Source organism: Mesorhizobium sp. M1217 (genome assembly GCF_040318275.1).
GTDB lineage: Bacteria > Pseudomonadota > Alphaproteobacteria > Rhizobiales > Rhizobiaceae > Mesorhizobium.
This window is the reverse complement of record NZ_JAMYMA010000002.1, coordinates 292,706-308,968: the sequence shown is the minus strand read 5'-3', so window position 1 is coordinate 308,968 and position 16,263 is coordinate 292,706. Positions and strand designations below refer to the sequence as shown.

Here is a 16,263-nt window from a genome sequence, read left to right as displayed (position 1 = left end):
TAGCTACAGGAGACGCATCGTGGCGCCGATCTCGACGCGGGCCGGTCGATCGACAGTGCAGTAGACGCCGAAATTATGGGCGTTGTGGCGGACCAGGCTGCGCAGGATTGCCGGGTCGTGGTCGAACCCGTCCTGGCCAATGATGGTGAAGCCGCAGCGGCGGCACGGCTCGGAGATGGTCAGGAGCAGGTCGCCGATCGCCAGCTTGCGCCCGATCCATTCGGTTTCGGGGAATGACCCCTCGATCTTCGGCATGTCGACGACGATGTTGGGGCGGAAGCGGCGCGGGTCGGCGGTGCCGTCTGGATGCAGCAACTTCAACTGCGCCAGCGAAGCGGTGGTCAGCAGATGAATGGGGGCTTTGACATAGCGTTCCGCCAGCAGGGGACCGGCGTATCCCGGTGTAGTATTCTCGCGGCGGAACGGCCGGATGGAGGCCGCAAAGCCGAGATAGGCGGAAATGGCGCGGTCGCTATCAGCGCCCGGTGCGGCTAGCCAGTCGCCATCCGGGACCGCAACCTCCAGTGCGCCGGCCGGCGACAGCCGGGTTCGGATGCGGGGCACCTTGTGCCATTTCACTTCGCGGTCCGGCCGTGCGATTTCATTGTTCGACGTGTCGATAAGACCAAACAGGCGGTCGCCTTCAACGGTATGCCGGGCGACCGAGATCGCCTGCTGGCGCTCGCCGGCGAGCGAGCTCGCGGGATAGCGCCAAAGCTCGGTGACGGCACCCAATATGGCTTGCATCAGCTCTTCTTGTTCTGCCGATTGGCGATCAGGTCGTCGACGACCGCCGGATCGGCCAGCGTCGAGGTGTCGCCGAGCGCGGCAAAATCGTCCTCGGCGATCTTGCGCAGAATGCGCCGCATGATCTTGCCGGAACGGGTCTTCGGCAGGCCGGGCGCGAACTGGATCTTGTCGGGCGAAGCGATGGCGCCGATCTCCTTGCGGACATGGGCGACGAGCTCCTGGCGCAATTCCTCGCTTGGCGTCTCGCCGGCCATCAGCGTGACATAGCAGTAGATGCCCTGGCCCTTGATATCGTGCGGGTAGCCGACGACGGCCGCTTCCGAGACCTTCTCATGCGAAACCAGCGCCGATTCGACCTCGGCGGTGCCCATGCGGTGGCCGGAGACGTTGATGACGTCGTCGACGCGGCCGGTGATCCAGTAGTAGCCGTCAGCATCGCGGCGGCAGCCGTCGCCGGTGAAGTACCTGCCCTTGTAGGTCGAGAAATAGGTCTGCACGAAGCGGTCGTGATCGCCATAGACGGTGCGCATCTGGCCCGGCCATGAGTCGGCAATACAAAGATTGCCGCTGGCTTCACCCTCCAGCACCTTGCCGTCACCATCAACCAGCTGCGGGTTGACGCCAAAGAAGGGCCGCGTCGCCGAGCCCGCCTTGAGGTGGGTGGCGCCCGGAACCGGCGTGATCATGATGCCGCCGGTCTCGGTCTGCCACCAGGTATCGACGATCGGCACCTTGCCGTTGCCGACAACGTTGAAATACCATTCCCAGGCTTCTGGATTGATTGGCTCGCCGACGGTGCCGAGCACGCGCAGCGACTTGCGCGACGTCTTGGTGACATGGGCGTCGCCGGCGCCCATCAGCGCGCGCAGCGCCGTCGGCGCGGTGTAAAAGATGTTGACCTTGTGCTTGTCGATCACGTCCCAGAAACGCGACTGCGACGGGTAATTCGGCACGCCTTCGAACATCAGCGTGGTGGCGCCGTTGGCGAGCGGCCCGTAGACGATGTAGCTGTGGCCGGTGACCCAGCCGACATCGGCGGTGCACCAGTAGACGTCCCCGTCGTGATAGTCGAAGACATATTGGTGGGTCATCGAGACATAGACGAGATAGCCGGCGGTGGTGTGCAGCACGCCTTTCGGCTTGCCGGTCGAGCCCGACGTGTAGAGGATGAACAGCGGATCCTCGGCGTTCATCTTCTCGGGCTTGCATTCGGCCTTAACCGTCGCGACCTCGTCATGGTACCAGACATCGCGCCCGGCGGCCCAGCCGGTCTTGCCGCCGGTGCGGCGTACTACCAAGACCTTTTCGACTTTCGTTCCGGCCTTGGCGGCGATCTCGATCGCCTTGTCGGTGTTCTCCTTCAGCGGGATCGGCTTGCCGCCGCGCAGGCCTTCGTCGGCGGTGATGAGGAAGGTCGACTTGCAGTCGTCGATGCGTCCGGCCAGCGCGTCCGGCGAAAAGCCGCCGAAGACCACCGAATGAATGGCGCCGATGCGCGTGCAGGCGAGCATCGCATAGGCGGCCTCCGGGATCATCGGCATGTAGATGGTGACGCGGTCGCCCTTCTTGACGCCGTGCTTCTTCATCACATTGGCGAGGCGGCAGACATGTCTGTAAAGCCCGTTATAGGTGATCTTCCTGTCGTCGTAGGGATTGTCGCCTTCCCAGATGATGGCGGTCTGTTCGCCGCGCTTCTTCAGATGCCGGTCGATGCAGTTCCAGGAAACGTTGGTCTGGCCATCCTCGAACCATTTGATTGAGACCTTGCCGTCGAAGGACGTGTTCTTGACCTTGCTGTACGGCTTGAACCAGTCGATGCGCCTGCCGTGCTTGCCCCAGAACTTGTCCGGGCTCTTGACGCTGTCGGCGTACCATTTCAGGTAGGTGTCATTGTCGATCAGCGCGTTCTTCTTCCACGCCGGCTGGACGCGATGGACATGAACATCGGACATTTCTTCGCCTTCCTCCCGAAACCAAACCGCCGGCTTGACTGCCGGCAGGATCGCAGCGTTGCGGCCGCGAATTCGCGCGCATTATTAACAGTTCGGCGATGACGGCAACATTAGACGTTGGATTTGCGCGGCGGGATGCCGCAGGTCCCTTCCCGGGTGGTGTCAGCACTCTAGCGAGACGGCTGCTAACCGCATGTTTTTGCGGCAGAAATCTGGCTCGACCGCAGAAATATCAATAGACGATTAAGCAAATGGGGTGCACAATTTCAGGCTGGGAGGAAAGAGAATCAACCAGGGGACCGCAATGCGCGACCATTCCGAAATGGACCTGATGCTCAAGGGCTATGGCTTGACCACGGCCAAGATTCTTTATCACTTTCCCGATCATCCGCATCTGCTGCAGAGCTTCATCTGGCAGGATTACGACATCGCCCCGAAATTTCCGGTGCTTATCCGCTTCATCGAGTTCTGGCAGGCCAAGCTCGAAGGCCCGCTGCATTCAGTCAGCTACACGCACCAGAAGCTGATCGCGCCGAACGAATGGCGCAAGGTCGACGGCGAGTTCGTGCTGCATTAAAGCACGCGGGCGGCAGCCTGGGAGCCGCCGCCCAGCTTTTGGAGCGTCAGACGGCGGGCGGGTTCAGCCGGGCAAAACCCTCCTGCCGGCGATAGGGAAAATACGGGTAGGGTGCGGTGACCTCGCTTGCCGTGTCCAAGATTTTCATCTGATCCGGGGTCAGTGACCATCCGACGGCGCCGAGATTCTGGCGCAACTGCTCCTCGTTGCGCGCGCCGATGATGACGGAGGCGACGGTCGGCCGCTGCAGCAGCCAATTGATGGCGATCTGCGGTATGGTCTTGCCGGTTTCCTCGGCGACAACATCAAGCGCGTCGACGACCCGATAGAGATGCTCGTCGTCGACGGGCGGTCCGAAGCTTGCCGTGTCGTGCAGCCGGCTTTTCTCGGGCAGCTTCTGGCCACGGCGGATCTTGCCGGTCAGGCGGCCCCAGCCGAGCGGGCTCCACACCAGCGCACCGACGCCCTGGTCGAGGCCGAGCGGCATCAACTCCCATTCATAATCGCGCCCGACCAGCGAATAATAGACCTGGTGGGCGACGTATCGGGGATAGCCGTATCTGTCCGCCAGGCCGAGCGACTTCATCACTTGCCAGCCGGAAAAATTGGAAACGCCGACATAACGCAGCTTTCCGGCGCGCACGAGCCTATCCAGCGTCGATAGCACCTCCTCGATCGGTGTTGCGGCGTCGAACGCGTGCAGCTGCAGCAGGTCGATGTAGTCGGTGCCAAGACGCCTCAGTGCGTCCTCGACGGCCTTGATGAGGCGCGAGCGGGACGAGCCGGCGTCGTTGGGACCGTCGCCCATCGGCAGCGAGGTCTTTGTCGAGATCAGCACGGCATCGCGGCGGCCCTTCATCGCTTCGCCGAGCACCTGTTCGGAAGCGCCATTCGAATAGACGTCGGCGGTGTCGAACAGGTTGACGCCCGCCTCCAGGCAGATGTCGACCAGCCGCCGGGCTTCCGTCGCATCGCTGTTGCCCCAGGCGCCGAACAGCGGCCCTGACCCGCCGAAGGTTCCAGCGCCGAACGAGAGCGCCGGGACTTTCAGGCCCGATGCGCCAAGATTTCGATAATCCATCTGTTTCTCCTATGGTGTACAAGGGTTCTTCGAGTTGCTACGAGCGAGCGGGTGCCGGTTCACCGAGCGTTGGGCGATCGAGGCGTAGCGCCAGCGCTGCCACGGAAAGCGCCGAGAGCGGCAGCAGGGCCGCGACCCAGGTGACGGCACCGAGGCCGGGGCCATGGGCGATGACCCCGCCCCCGAGCCAGGCGCCGGCCGCATTGCCGAGATTGAAGGCGGCGATGTTGAAGGACGAGGCGAGGCTCTGGCCGGCGCCTTGTGCCTTTTCCAGTACCCACATCTGCAGCGGCGCCACGGTGGCGAAGGCGGCGGCGCCGAGCAGGCCGACATAGATGACGGCCATAACCTGGCTGTGCAGGGCGAAGGTCATGGTGCCGAGCACCAGCGCCAGCACGACGAGACTGCCGAGAACGGAAGGCACCAGCCAGCGGTCGGCGAACTTGCCGCCAGCGAGGTTGCCGGCGATGAGGCCGCCGCCGAAGACCAGCAGGATCGGCGACACCGCTGCTTCCTCAAAACCGGTGATCTCGGTCAGCAACGGGGCGATGTAGGTGAAGACGGCGAAGACGCCGGCATAGCCGAGCACGGTGGTGGCAAAGCCAAGCAGGACGGGCGTGCGGCCGAGCACGGCGAGATCGGCGCGCAAATTGCTTTGCTCAGGCGCTGTCTGGCTGCGCGGCACCAGCAGCAGGATGATGGCGAAAGCGACCATGCCGACCAGGGTCACCGCCCAGAAGGTCGCGCGCCAGCCGAAGGCCTGGCCGAGCCATGTTCCGAAGGGGACGCCGAGGATGTTGGCGATGGTCAGGCCGGTGAACATCAGGGCGATCGCCGATGCCTTCTTGTTGGGCGCCACCAGCCCGGTCGCCACGACCGAGCCGACGCCGAAGAAGGTGCCGTGGGCGAAGGCGGTGAGCACGCGCGCACCCATCAGCGTCCAGTAGTCTGGGGCCAGCGCGCACGCGAGGTTGCCTAGCGTGAAGATTGCCATCAGCGCCAGAAGCACGGTCTTGCGCGGCCACCGGCCGGTGGCGATCGTCAGCAGCGGCGCGCCGATGACGACGCCCAGCGCATAGCCGGAAATCAGTTGACCGGCAGCTGAGATCGAGACGCCGAGATCGGTGCTGACGTCGAGCAGCAGGCCCATGATGACGAATTCGGTGACGCCAATACCGAAGGCGCCGGCGGCAAGAGCGTAGAGAGCAAGAGGCATGGCGGTTCCCACTTCGATGACGGCCAGTTTCGACGACGGGCGCCGTGTCCTCTCACGCCCGGCCCGAAAGATCGTGATGCACCGAACTGTGAACCAGCCTTGCCTAGGGCACATTGCCTGTGAAATAGATTCACCAATGGCCAGGCCCGACATCAACCGCTCCGGCGAGATCGAAGTGTTCGTCCGCGTCGTCGAGGCCGGCAGCTTTTCGGCCGCTGCACGTGCGCTGCGCATGAGCCCGTCGGCGGTTAGCAAGCTGATCGCGCGGTTGGAGGGGCGTCTTGGCGCCCGGCTGGTCATCCGCTCGACGCGCAAGCTGCGACTGACACCGGAAGGGGCGGCCTTCTTCGACAGCGGCGTGCGCATCCTGGCCGACATGGCGGTAGCCGAGCGCGAGGCAGCGGCGGGCGCCGCGCCGCGTGGCCGGCTGCGGATCAATAGCTACGTGCCTTTCGGGCAGCACCGGCTGATCCCGCTTTTGCCGCGTTTTCTAGAACGATACCCCGAAATCTCGGTCGATCTGGTGTTGACCGACAGTGTTATCGACCTGATGGAGGAGCGCGCCGACGTCGCCATACGTGCCGGCCCGCTCGGCGAATCACGGCTAGTGGCGCGCAAGCTCGGGCAGAGCCGGGTGGTCGTCGTTGCCGCGCCATCGTATCTCGAAGCGCGTGGCACACCCAAGACGCCCGCCGATCTCGATCGTCACAACCGGATGGGCTTCTGCTTCGTGCGCCACGTCGAGGGCTGGCCTTTTGTCGACGCGGCCGGCAAGCCGATCACCATATCGATCGTTGGAAACACGCTGGTCGGCGACGGCGAGGCGATGCGGTTGATGGCGCTCTCAGGGGCGGGCATCGCCCGGCTGGCACGCTGGCACGTGGAGGCCGACATTGCCGCCGGCCGGCTGCTGCCGCTGCTGGAAGAGTTCAACCCCGGCGACGAGGAACTGACCCATGCGGTTTATGTCGGCCAAGGCAAGCATTTGCCGGCGCGGGTACGGGCCATTTTAGATTTCCTGGCCGAAACCGCGCGGCTGGGCTGAAGCGGAAGGCATTCGGGAGCCACTTGGCTCCCGAATTTGGCTGCCGAAATGTCACGTCGACAAGGAACTACTTCTTTGGCGTGAACGGCGCCGGCCTGCGGCCCGCCGCCTGGCGTTCGAGCATCCAGCCCGGATATTCGGGCGGGAGCGCGCTGACTTCGTCGAGACGAGCAAGATCGTCGGCATCGAGCTTCAACTCGGTTGCCGCAAGGTTCTGTTCCAGCTGGTCCATGCGGCTGGCGCCGATGATGACGCTCATCACGAACGGTTTGGCCAGGACAAAGCCGAGCGCCACCGTGGCGACGCTGACGCCGTGCTTAGCGGCGATCTCGCGCATGACGGCGACCGCTGCCCAGGCACGGTCCTCATTGACCGGCGGGAAATTGAAGCTGGCGCGGCGACCTTCGCCATTGCCGGGGGCACCGGGTCCGTACTTGCCCGAGAGCAGTCCGCCAGCCATCGGCGACCAGACCATCAGCCCGAGCTTCTCGTCGTTGAGCAGCGGCACGATCTCGCGCTCGAGATCGCGGCCAGCGATCGAGTAATACGATTGGACGGTTTCGAAACGGGCAAAGCCCTTGCGCTCGGCAATACCCAACGCCTTGGCGATGCGCCAGGCCTGCCAGTTCGAGACGCCGACATAGCGGACCTTGCCAGCGGCAACCAGGTCGTCGAGCGCCCGCAGCGTTTCGTCTATCGGCGTGACCGTGTCGGTGCCGTGCAGCTGATAGAGATCGATATGGTCCAGCTGCAGCCGTTCGAGGCTACCTTCGATCGAATCCATGATATGGCCGCGCGAAGAACCGCGCTGGTTCGGGCCGCCGCCCATGGCGCCGTGAACCTTGGTGGCGATGATCACGTCCTGCCGATTGACGCCGAGATTTCTCAGCGACTGGCCGAGAAGCCGTTCCGAGGCGCCGAAGGAATAGACATCCGCCGTGTCGAAGAAATTGACGCCGGCGGCGAGCGAGCGGGCGACGATCTCGTCGACGCCCTCCTGGTCGAGGCTGGCGATCAGGCCCCATTGGGCATTCTCGCCGGCCGCGCCGAATGTCATCGTACCGAGGCAAAGTTCGGAGACGAACATCCCCGTATTTCCAAGTTGATTGTAACGCATGGTGGCTCCAGAGGCTTTGGGATAACTCGAACCATATAGGAACGAAACGTTCCGTTTCTATTGCTGGCATAGTCAGCGTCAGCCTGTGGCCTAAGGCCGGCTGCGCCTCATCTGGCGCCGAAAATCGCCGATCCAACCCTGACACTGGTCGCGCCGAAGGCGATCGCCGTTTCGTAGTCGCCGGACATGCCCATAGAGAGCTTGTCAACGCCGGCCTCAAGCCCAAGCTTTTCTAGCAGCGCGAAATGCGGACCGGGGTTCTCGTCCGCCGGCGGAATGCACATCAGCCCTTCGATGGCGAGGGCGTGAACCGAGCGGCAGCGGGCCACGAAGGCGACGGCCTCGCGCGGCTCGATGCCGGCCTTTTGCGGCTCCGAGCCGGTGTTGACCTGGACATACAGCCTTGGTGACCGGCCCCGCCTGGCGATTTCCTTGGCGAGTTCGGCGGCGATCTTTTCACGGTCGACGGTTTCGATGACGTCGAACAATGCCACCGCTTCCTTTGCCTTGTTCGATTGCAACGGCCCGATCAGGTGCAGCTCGATGTCGGGGAAAGCTTCCTTCAGCGCCGGCCACTTGGCTTGCGCCTCCTGGACGCGGTTCTCGCCGAAGACGCGCTGGCCGGCCTCGATAACCGGACGGATATCGGTGGCATCGAAGGTTTTCGAGACCGCAACCAGCGTCACCGCCCCGGCCTCGCGCTCGGCAGTGGCGATCCTTGCTTTGACGGTGAAAAGCTGTTCGACGGCGCTCGCCATGCCTATATCCTGCCTGTGTTTGGCTTTTCGCCGGATCGCCGCAGTTGACGGGTCCGGTAATCCATGGTGAACACCGCGACGACATTTCCTGAGCCGCCCGGGCATTGTCCGGCGGCTCGCGCATGCTTTTAAGTGAAAAACACCCGATGGCAACCGAACGATACAATCCGCGCGCGTCAGAGCCCAAATGGCAGAACGCCTGGGACGCCAAGAAGCTGTTCGAAGCCGACAACGACGACCCGCGCCCGAAATACTACGTGCTGGAGATGTTCCCATATCCGTCGGGGCGCATCCATATCGGCCATACCCGCAACTATACGATGGGCGACGTGGTGGCACGCTACAAGCGGGCCAAGGGTTTCAACGTGCTGCACCCGATGGGCTGGGATGCCTTTGGCATGCCAGCCGAAAACGCAGCAATGCAGAACAAGGTCCATCCCAAGGACTGGACCTATCAGAACATCGCTGCCATGCGCGAGCAACTCAAGGTCATGGGCCTGTCGCTCGATTGGGCACGCGAGTTCGCTACCTGCGATGTCGATTATTACCACCGCCAGCAGATGCTGTTCCTCGATTTCGTCGAGAAGGGCCTGGTGACGCGCAAATCCTCCAAGGTCAACTGGGATCCGGAGGACATGACGGTGCTTGCCAACGAGCAGGTCATCGACGGGCGCGGCTGGCGCTCGGGCGCGCTGGTGGAACAGCGCGAGCTGACGCAATGGTTCTTCAAGATCACCGACTATGCGCAGGATCTGCTGGATTCGCTCGACCAGCTCGACGATTGGCCGGAAAAAGTGAAGCTGATGCAGGCGAACTGGATCGGCCGTTCTGAAGGCCTGCTGATCCGCTGGCCGCTGGCCAAGCCAGTCGCCGGCGAGCATGAGCTCGAAGTCTATACGACAAGGCCCGACACCATCTTCGGCGCCTCCTTCATGGCGATTGCGGCCGACCATCCGCTGGCCAAAAAGGCGGCCGAAGACAATCCGGCGCTGGCAAAGTTCATCGACGAGGTCCGCCACATGGGCACGTCGGTGGCGGCCCTGGAGACGGCCGAGAAGAAGGGCTTCGATACCGGCATCCGCGTCGTCCATCCGTTCGACGAGAAGTGGACGCTGCCCGTCTACGTCGCCAATTTCGTGCTGATGGACTACGGCACCGGCGCCGTTTTCGGCTGCCCGTCCGGTGACCAGCGCGACCTCGACTTCGCCAACAAATACGGCCTGCCGGTCATTCCAGTGGTGATGCCGGAAGGCGAGAATCAAGGAAGCTTCCAGATCATCGACGAGGCCTATGTCGGCGACGGCGTGATGATCAATTCGCGCTTCCTCGACGGCATGAAGCCGGATCAGGCATTCGACGAGGTGGCGAAGCTGCTCGAACAGAAGACCATCGGCAACCGGCCGATGGCCGAGCGCAAGGTGAATTTCCGCCTGCGCGACTGGGGCATTTCGCGCCAGCGCTATTGGGGCTGCCCGATCCCGATGATCCATTGCGAGGATTGCGGCGTTGTGCCGGTGCCGAAAGCCGACCTGCCGGTCAGGCTGCCTGACGATATCGAGTTCGACCGGCCGGGCAATCCGCTCGACCGTCATTCGACATGGCGGCACGTCAAATGCCCGCGTTGCGGCAAGGATGCGCGGCGCGAAACCGACACGATGGACACGTTCGTCGATTCGTCGTGGTATTTCGCGCGCTTCACCGCGCCCTGGGCCAACGATCCGACCGATCCCAAGGCCGCGACTGAATGGCTGCCGGTCGACCAGTATATTGGCGGCATCGAGCACGCCATTTTGCACCTGCTCTATTCGCGCTTCTTCACCCGCGCCATGCGCGAGACCGGCCATGTCGATCTCGCCGAGCCGTTCAGGGGCCTGTTCACGCAAGGCATGGTGGTGCACGAGACCTATCGGGTTGGCGGCGCCTCGAACGGCCGCTGGCTTGCGCCGAGCGAGGTCAGGCTGGAGGACGCCGACGGCAAGCGCCGCGCCTTCGAAATCGCCACTGGCGAAGAGGCGGTGATCGGTCCGCTCGAAAAAATGTCGAAGTCGAAGAAGAATACCGTTAGCCCGGAAGAGATCACCGACGGCTACGGCGCCGATACGGCGCGCTGGTTCATGCTGTCGGACTCGCCGCCCGAACGCGATGTCGAATGGACCGACGAGGGTGCGGCCGGCGCGCATCGCTTCATCCAGCGCATCTGGCGGCTGGTGTTGACGGCTGCCGATTCGCTCGCCGGAGTTCGGCCAGAGGCGGCGAAGGACGGCGAGGCCGGAACAGTGTCCAAGGCCGCGCACAAGATCCTCAAGTCTGTCGGCGAGGATATTGAAAAGCTCGCCTTCAACCGTGCCATCGCCCGTATCTATGAGCTCGCCAATGCCTTGACCGTACCGCTCAACGAGGCAGCCGAAGGCAAGGCCGGTCCGGCGCTCCAAGCGGCCTGCCGTGAAGCCGTTGAGATCCTGGTGCACCTGATCGCGCCGGTCATGCCGCATCTGGCCGAGGAGTGCTGGCAGACGCTCGGCGGCACCGACCTTGTCGCCGAACGGCCCTGGCCGGACTACGATCCCTCGCTTGTCGTCGACGCCGAGATCGTGCTGCCGGTCCAGGTCAACGGCAAGAAGCGCGGCGATTTGACAATTGCCCGCGACGCGGACCAAGGTGCGGTCGAAAAAGCGGTTCTGGCTCTCGACTTCGTGCAGAAAGCGCTCGAAGGTAAGGCACCGCGCAAGGTGATCATCGTGCCGCAGAGGATCGTCAATGTTGTTGCCTGATCCGAAAAAAGCGGAGCTGACGCCGCGCCGTATCATGCTCTACGGGCTGCTCGCTTCGGTGGCGCTGGTTTCCGCCTGCACGGTGCGGCCGCTCTATTCAAGCGCGCCGCTGATCGCCGGCTCTCAGGTCGGCGCTGCTGCCGAACTGGCATCGATCTCGGTCAAGCCGGTCAAGACCCGCTACGCCCAGCAGGTCCGCAACAATCTGATCTTCGCGCTCGGCCAGGGCGCCGGCGAGCCTGCTTCGCCGGTCTATTCGCTTGATCTCGGCGTCTCCGAACTCGTCGAATCGGCGGCAATCGAGCAGGTCACGACGGACGAGGACGAGCCGACCGCCGGCACAGTGACGCTGACCGCCAACTATGTGCTCAGCGATGCCAAGACCGGCACGGTCATAGCGCGGGGCAAGCGCTCGATCCCGTCCTCATACGATAGGCCGCGCCAGGAATTCGCGTCATATCGGGCCCAGATCGACGCCGAGAACCGCGCGGCGCGCGAACTGGCGGATGTGCTGCGGCTGTCGATCGCCCAGGATCTGGTCAAGCACGTCAAGCCGGCGGCAAGCTAGGTCTTTCCATCCTGGGATTGAAGCGCTCCGTCTGTGGCGGATTGCGCTATCTGCAAAAGGCCGATTGCTCGGCCTTTTTTGTTCGACGTAGGATATTTCGCTTCAGCCGATCTTCTGGCCGGTCTTTGCCCAGTCGGCGAGGAACTGCTCCAGGCCCTTGTCGGTCAGCGGGTGCTTGACCAGCGCCTTGAGCGTCGCCGGCGGGGCGGTGATGACGTCGGCGCCGATCAGTGCCGCCTGTTTGACATGGTTCACCGTGCGCACAGAAGCGGTCAGGATTTCGGTCTGGAAATCATAATTGTCGTAGATGGTGCGGATATCGGCAATCAGTTCCATGCCGTCCCAACCGCTGTCGTCGATGCGGCCGACGAAGGGCGAGATGAAGGAGGCGCCGGCCTTGGCGGCGAGCAGCGCCTGGGTGGCCGAGAAGCACAGCGTGACGTTGACCATGCGGCCGTCCGACCGGATGTCCTTGCAGGCTCTCAGGCCGTCGAGCGTCAGCGGCACCTTGATGCAGACATTGTCGGCGATCCTGGCCAGGATCTTGGCCTCCGCCATCATATCCTTGTACTCGGTGGCAACGACTTCGGCTGAGACCGGTCCCTTGACGATCTCGCAGATCTCTCTGGTGACGTCGGCGATCTTGCCGCCCGATTTCAGGATCAGCGACGGATTGGTGGTTACGCCGTCGAGCAGCCCCAAATCGTTCAGCTCACGGATTTCCTTGACATCGGCGGTGTCGACAAAAAATTTCATGGCGATCTCCTGAAGATTTTTCATGTGCAGGTCATGCACATTCGGGGTCGGACTTTGATCTAGACCAAAGTCGGGGCAAGGTCACGCCTCATGATCGAAGATTCGCCCTTTGTCGCGGCCGCACCGGTGCTGGTCCCAGTGCCTGCTGAGCGCCCCTACACCTATGCTGTGCCGGCTGGCATGCGCGTGGTGCCGGGCTCGATCGTGCGCGTTCCGCTTGGGCCCCGCCAGGTCGCCGGCATCGTCTGGGACGGCGCCGTCGAAAAGGTCGACGCGAAGAAATTGCGGCCGATCGAGCAGGTTTTCGACTGCCCGCCGATCGACCGCGCGATGCGGCGTTTTGTCGATTGGGTGGCGCAGTACACGCTGTCGCCGCCCGGCATGGTGGCGCGCATGCTGCTCAGGGCGCCGGAGGCGTTCGATCCGGAGCCGTGGATCGAAGGGCTGCAGCGCACCTTCGCCAAGCCCGACCGGATGACGGAGGCGAGGACGCGCGTGCTGGAAACGGCCGAAGGTGGGCTCGCCTGGACGCGGTCGGGCCTGGCGCATGCGGCAGGCGTGTCGTCGACGGTGGTGGACGGGCTGAGGGCGCAGGGGGTATTCGAGACGGTGATGATCCCGCCGCGGCCGGTGGTCGCAGCACCCGATCCCGGCTACGCCGCGCCGGCACTGATGCCCGACCAGAGCGATGCCGCCGAGATGCTGCGCGCCAATGTCGCGGCCGGCATATTCGGCGTCACCCTGCTCGACGGTGTAACCGGATCCGGCAAGACGGAGGTCTATTTCGAGGCGGTTGCGGCCGCGCTCGATCGCGGCACGCAAGTGTTGATCCTGCTGCCGGAAATCGCGCTGACCCACGCCTTCCTCGAACGCTTTCAGGAGCGGTTCGGCGCCAAGCCGGCGGAGTGGCACTCGGACCTGCCGCCAAGAATGCGCGAAAAGGTCTGGCGGCAGGTGGCGGAAGGCGGCGTGCGCGTGGTCGCAGGCGCGCGCTCGGCGCTGTTCCTGCCGTTCAGGGAGCTTGGGCTGATTGTCGTCGACGAAGAGCACGACCCCGCCTACAAGCAGGAGGATCGCGTCTTTTACAACGCGCGCGACATGGCCGTGGTGCGCGGCCATATCGGCGGGTTTCCGGTCGTGCTCGCCTCGGCGACACCGTCGGTCGAAAGCCGGGTCAATGCCAGCCAGGGCCGCTACAGCAGGGCGGTGCTTTCGGCGCGCTTTGCCGAGGCGGCACTTCCCGATCTCAAGACGATCGACATGCGCCGTGCGCCGCCTGCACGCGGCGGCTTCCTGTCGCCTGTACTGCTCGGCCATATACGGCAGACGCTGGAAAGAAAGGAACAGTCGCTGCTGTTTCTCAACCGGCGCGGCTATGCGCCGCTGACGCTCTGCCGGGTCTGTGGCCACCGCTTCGGCTGTCCGGTCTGCTCGGCCTGGCTGGTCGAGCACCGCTTTCGCGGTCAGCTCGTCTGCCACCATTGCGGGCACAATGAACGCCGGCCCGAGGCCTGCCCGGAATGTGGCACGCTCGATCATCTGGTCGCCTGCGGGCCGGGCGTAGAGCGCATCGCCGAGGAGGTCGTCGCGCATTTCCCTGATGCCCGCACCATCGTACTGTCGTCCGACCTGATGGGCGGCGTGCGGCGGCTGCGGCTCGAGCTCGAAGCCATAGCCAATGGCGAGGCCGACATCGTCATCGGCACGCAACTCGTCGCCAAGGGCCACAATTTCCCCAACATGACGCTCGTCGGTGTCGTCGATGCCGATCTCGGCCTGGCCAATGGCGACCCGCGCGCCGCCGAGCGCACCTTCCAACTGCTCAGCCAGGTGACCGGCCGCGCCGGCCGCACCGGCAAGAAGAGCCTTGGACTGCTGCAGACCTTCCAGCCCGACCACCCGGTGATGCGGGCGATCGTCTCCGGCGATGCCGAGGCCTTCTACGAGCGCGAGATCGCCGAACGCGAGCGGGCGGGGCTGCCGCCCTTCGGCCGGCTCGCCGGCGTCATCGTCAGCGCGGCGACCCGGGCGGAAGCCGAAGGGCACGCCCGCGGCCTGCGCCGTGCCGCGCCGCAAGCCACCGAGCTGTTCGTGCTCGGCCCGGCCGAGGCGCCGCTGTCATTGATCGGCGGCCGCCATCGCTTTCGCCTACTGATCCAGGGCGAGCGGCGCGCCGACATGCAAGGGTTCATCCGCACCATGCTGGCCGAGGGACCGAAGATAAGGGCCTCGGTGCGGGTCCAGGTCGATATCGACCCGCAAAGCTTTTTGTAAGGTGTCGAATTACCCTTTCGAGACGCGTTCGGTGAATGGGTTCAGGTAAGGCACGTCGAGAATCGCAAAATGCCGGGTGTTGGCCGTCAAAACTGACAGGCCGTGCAAACGGGCGGTAGCTGCGATCAGAATGTCCGCCAGTCCCGGATTGGCGCCTCTGGCGATAGTGGCGTCTTCCAGTTTTCCGGCTTCTCGCGCGATTGCTAAATCGATGGGAAGGATGCGCTGGTTGAACTCTAGAAGCAACCTTTCGAACCACTCATTGATGCGCTCCGCCTTCATATGCCCGCCCGCCCGCTTCAGTTTCGCGATTCCTCGTTCCACCTCCAAGATGACGATCGACGAGAGCTGCCAAGAGCCGCGTTCTCCTTGTACAGCAACCCAGTTCTGCACGTGTGACGGAAGCAGAGGCCGACCAGGTGCAAATGCCGAGAGAAAAGACGTATCAAGCAGATAGCCGGTCAAAACTCCACTTCCCACGACGGCGATTCGTTTCGCTCAAGCTCGATGCCGCCTGGATACCGAAGCAGGAAATCCACGAAGTCTTTTTGGCTGTTCTGCGGATAAAGTTTCCGTCCCTCACCGATTGGCACCACCATGACTGCGGGCTTGCCGTGCTTGGTGATAACCGTGGGCTCACCGTTCTCAGCGGCCTCCACGAGCGCGGAAAGGCTGGCCTTTGCCTCTCGCAGTTGCATCGTCTTCATGCGCGGAACCCCTTGTGGTCTCATGTAGTCACAATATAGGAATTGTGCAGAAAAAAACAGCCCATTGTTTAACGTCCTGTTAGCCCGGTCGAGACAACGGTCGCGCTCGCGTTGAGCTGACGCGCCCTGCAAATTGCCGACGGCCCATCTGGCGCATGTCAGTTGCTTCGCTAGAATGCCCGAAATTTTGAATATCCATTTACGAGGGGACAAGGATGGAATTTGCGTTTCCATGGCCGATGAGCCAGGGCGAGTGGCTGGCATGGTCGAGCGCGGTCGCGACTCTATTGCTCGGCCTGTTGCTATTCCTGGCTCCACAGCTGGCGTTCCGCATCCTGCGGCTGCAGGTCAGACCGGAGAAGGCAGCGGCGATCGCCGAGGGGCGCGGCCGGATGTCGGGCTTCTATCTCGGCGTCAGCCTGTGCTGCATCCTCTTGGCGCAGCCGCTGCTCTACATGGCGCTCGGCTTCTCCTGGCTATTCACCGCCTTCGGCCGGCTGCTGTCGATGATGTCGGACGGCGCCAATACGCCGTTCAACTGGGCATCCATCGTCGTCGAGCTGGTGCTGGCGGCGCTGCCGCTTGCGTTCGCCTTCGGCTTTTTGCCTTGAATCACAGAGCAATCCGGGGTTGGTTGCTGAACTCGGCGAGCGGATGCGACAATAGTGCCTGAAAACCATGCCGGACGACG

General features: G+C 63.6%; 15 protein-coding genes. 6 read left to right on the top strand and 9 right to left on the bottom strand.

The window, feature by feature from the left end:
- Window positions 1-3: 3 nt before the first annotated feature.
- Both NKH37_RS04230 and acs read right to left on the bottom strand, forming a co-directional pair.
- Complete coding sequence (locus tag NKH37_RS04230) at window positions 4-747, bottom strand: MOSC domain-containing protein (protein ID WP_023719722.1); 744 nt, start codon at window positions 745-747, stop codon at window positions 4-6.
- Window positions 747-2,702 (bottom strand): acetate--CoA ligase, encoded by a 1,956-nt coding sequence (gene acs, locus NKH37_RS04225; protein WP_353003961.1) that lies wholly within the window; start codon window positions 2,700-2,702, stop codon window positions 747-749. Before acs ends, NKH37_RS04230 begins: the two co-directional genes overlap by 1 nt.
- Window positions 2,703-3,006: 304 nt before the next feature.
- Here acs and NKH37_RS04220 point away from each other — a divergent pair, with 304 nt between their 5' ends.
- Window positions 3,007-3,279, top strand: coding sequence for an usg protein (locus NKH37_RS04220; RefSeq protein WP_023719720.1), 273 nt, complete (start codon window positions 3,007-3,009; stop codon window positions 3,277-3,279).
- 46 nt (window positions 3,280-3,325) lie between these two features.
- Here NKH37_RS04220 and NKH37_RS04215 read toward each other — a convergent pair whose 3' ends face one another.
- On the bottom strand, window positions 3,326-4,360 hold the full coding sequence (locus NKH37_RS04215; protein ID WP_023719719.1) for an aldo/keto reductase: 1,035 nt from the start codon (window positions 4,358-4,360) through the stop codon (window positions 3,326-3,328).
- A gap of 37 nt (window positions 4,361-4,397) precedes the next feature.
- Window positions 4,398-5,576 (bottom strand): MFS transporter, encoded by a 1,179-nt coding sequence (locus NKH37_RS04210; RefSeq protein WP_353003959.1) that lies wholly within the window; start codon window positions 5,574-5,576, stop codon window positions 4,398-4,400.
- 136 nt (window positions 5,577-5,712) lie between these two features.
- Between NKH37_RS04210 and NKH37_RS04205 the strand changes: the two genes are divergently transcribed.
- Complete coding sequence (locus tag NKH37_RS04205) at window positions 5,713-6,621, top strand: LysR family transcriptional regulator (protein ID WP_353003958.1); 909 nt, start codon at window positions 5,713-5,715, stop codon at window positions 6,619-6,621.
- A gap of 67 nt (window positions 6,622-6,688) precedes the next feature.
- Here the strand turns inward: NKH37_RS04205 and NKH37_RS04200 are convergent, their stop codons facing one another.
- Both NKH37_RS04200 and NKH37_RS04195 read right to left on the bottom strand, forming a co-directional pair.
- Window positions 6,689-7,738, bottom strand: a complete 1,050-nt coding sequence (locus tag NKH37_RS04200) for an aldo/keto reductase (protein WP_352917761.1) — start codon at window positions 7,736-7,738, stop codon at window positions 6,689-6,691.
- A gap of 107 nt (window positions 7,739-7,845) precedes the next feature.
- Complete coding sequence (locus NKH37_RS04195) at window positions 7,846-8,496, bottom strand: YggS family pyridoxal phosphate-dependent enzyme (protein WP_352917760.1); 651 nt, start codon at window positions 8,494-8,496, stop codon at window positions 7,846-7,848.
- Window positions 8,497-8,642: 146 nt separating this feature from the next.
- Here NKH37_RS04195 and leuS point away from each other — a divergent pair, with 146 nt between their 5' ends.
- On the top strand, window positions 8,643-11,267 hold the full coding sequence (leuS, locus tag NKH37_RS04190; protein WP_352917759.1) for a leucine--tRNA ligase: 2,625 nt from the start codon (window positions 8,643-8,645) through the stop codon (window positions 11,265-11,267).
- The gene (locus NKH37_RS04185; protein WP_353003954.1) at window positions 11,254-11,835 is read left to right on the top strand and encodes an LPS assembly lipoprotein LptE; all 582 of its coding nucleotides are present in this window, start codon (window positions 11,254-11,256) and stop codon (window positions 11,833-11,835) included. The genes leuS and NKH37_RS04185 overlap by 14 nt, the downstream gene beginning before the upstream one ends.
- Window positions 11,836-11,937: 102 nt before the next feature.
- On the opposite strand, the gene fsa is transcribed toward NKH37_RS04185, so the two are convergent.
- Entirely contained in the window at window positions 11,938-12,591 is a 654-nt protein-coding gene (gene fsa / locus NKH37_RS04180) for a fructose-6-phosphate aldolase (RefSeq protein WP_023719712.1), read from the bottom strand.
- 90 nt (window positions 12,592-12,681) lie between these two features.
- Here fsa and NKH37_RS04175 point away from each other — a divergent pair, with 90 nt between their 5' ends.
- A complete protein-coding gene (locus NKH37_RS04175) occupies window positions 12,682-14,865 on the top strand; it encodes a primosomal protein N' (protein ID WP_353003951.1) in 2,184 nt (727 codons plus the stop codon).
- A 9-nt stretch (window positions 14,866-14,874) separates the two neighbouring features.
- Here the strand turns inward: NKH37_RS04175 and NKH37_RS04170 are convergent, their stop codons facing one another.
- Window positions 14,875-15,330 carry a type II toxin-antitoxin system VapC family toxin gene (locus tag NKH37_RS04170; RefSeq protein ID WP_023719710.1) on the bottom strand — a complete coding sequence of 152 codons (456 nt, stop codon included), beginning with the start codon at window positions 15,328-15,330 and terminating at the stop codon, window positions 14,875-14,877.
- A complete protein-coding gene (locus NKH37_RS04165) occupies window positions 15,327-15,572 on the bottom strand; it encodes a type II toxin-antitoxin system Phd/YefM family antitoxin (protein WP_353040810.1) in 246 nt (81 codons plus the stop codon). The genes NKH37_RS04170 and NKH37_RS04165 overlap by 4 nt, the downstream gene beginning before the upstream one ends.
- Window positions 15,573-15,787: 215 nt before the next feature.
- On the opposite strand from NKH37_RS04165, the gene NKH37_RS04160 reads away from it, so the two are divergent.
- Complete coding sequence (locus tag NKH37_RS04160) at window positions 15,788-16,183, top strand: AGROH133_08824 family phage infection protein (protein WP_023719708.1); 396 nt, start codon at window positions 15,788-15,790, stop codon at window positions 16,181-16,183.
- The last annotated feature ends 80 nt before the right edge of the window (window positions 16,184-16,263 follow it).

Excerpts from the sequence above, each read along its gene's own strand:
- NKH37_RS04230 (WP_023719722.1), bottom strand. The coding sequence starts at position 747 with ATGCAAGCCATATTGGGTGCCGTCACCGAGCTTTGGCGCTATCCCGCG.
- acs (WP_353003961.1), bottom strand. The coding sequence starts at position 2,702 with ATGTCCGATGTTCATGTCCATCGCGTCCAGCCGGCGTGGAAGAAGAAC.
- NKH37_RS04220 (WP_023719720.1), top strand. The coding sequence starts at position 3,007 with ATGCGCGACCATTCCGAAATGGACCTGATGCTCAAGGGCTATGGCTTG.
- NKH37_RS04215 (WP_023719719.1), bottom strand. The coding sequence starts at position 4,360 with ATGGATTATCGAAATCTTGGCGCATCGGGCCTGAAAGTCCCGGCGCTC.
- NKH37_RS04210 (WP_353003959.1), bottom strand. The coding sequence starts at position 5,576 with ATGCCTCTTGCTCTCTACGCTCTTGCCGCCGGCGCCTTCGGTATTGGC.
- NKH37_RS04205 (WP_353003958.1), top strand. The coding sequence starts at position 5,713 with ATGGCCAGGCCCGACATCAACCGCTCCGGCGAGATCGAAGTGTTCGTC.
- NKH37_RS04200 (WP_352917761.1), bottom strand. The coding sequence starts at position 7,738 with ATGCGTTACAATCAACTTGGAAATACGGGGATGTTCGTCTCCGAACTT.
- NKH37_RS04195 (WP_352917760.1), bottom strand. The coding sequence starts at position 8,496 with ATGGCGAGCGCCGTCGAACAGCTTTTCACCGTCAAAGCAAGGATCGCC.
- leuS (WP_352917759.1), top strand. The coding sequence starts at position 8,643 with ATGGCAACCGAACGATACAATCCGCGCGCGTCAGAGCCCAAATGGCAG.
- NKH37_RS04185 (WP_353003954.1), top strand. The coding sequence starts at position 11,254 with ATGTTGTTGCCTGATCCGAAAAAAGCGGAGCTGACGCCGCGCCGTATC.
- fsa (WP_023719712.1), bottom strand. The coding sequence starts at position 12,591 with ATGAAATTTTTTGTCGACACCGCCGATGTCAAGGAAATCCGTGAGCTG.
- NKH37_RS04175 (WP_353003951.1), top strand. The coding sequence starts at position 12,682 with ATGATCGAAGATTCGCCCTTTGTCGCGGCCGCACCGGTGCTGGTCCCA.
- NKH37_RS04165 (WP_353040810.1), bottom strand. The coding sequence starts at position 15,572 with ATGAAGACGATGCAACTGCGAGAGGCAAAGGCCAGCCTTTCCGCGCTC.
- NKH37_RS04160 (WP_023719708.1), top strand. The coding sequence starts at position 15,788 with ATGGAATTTGCGTTTCCATGGCCGATGAGCCAGGGCGAGTGGCTGGCA.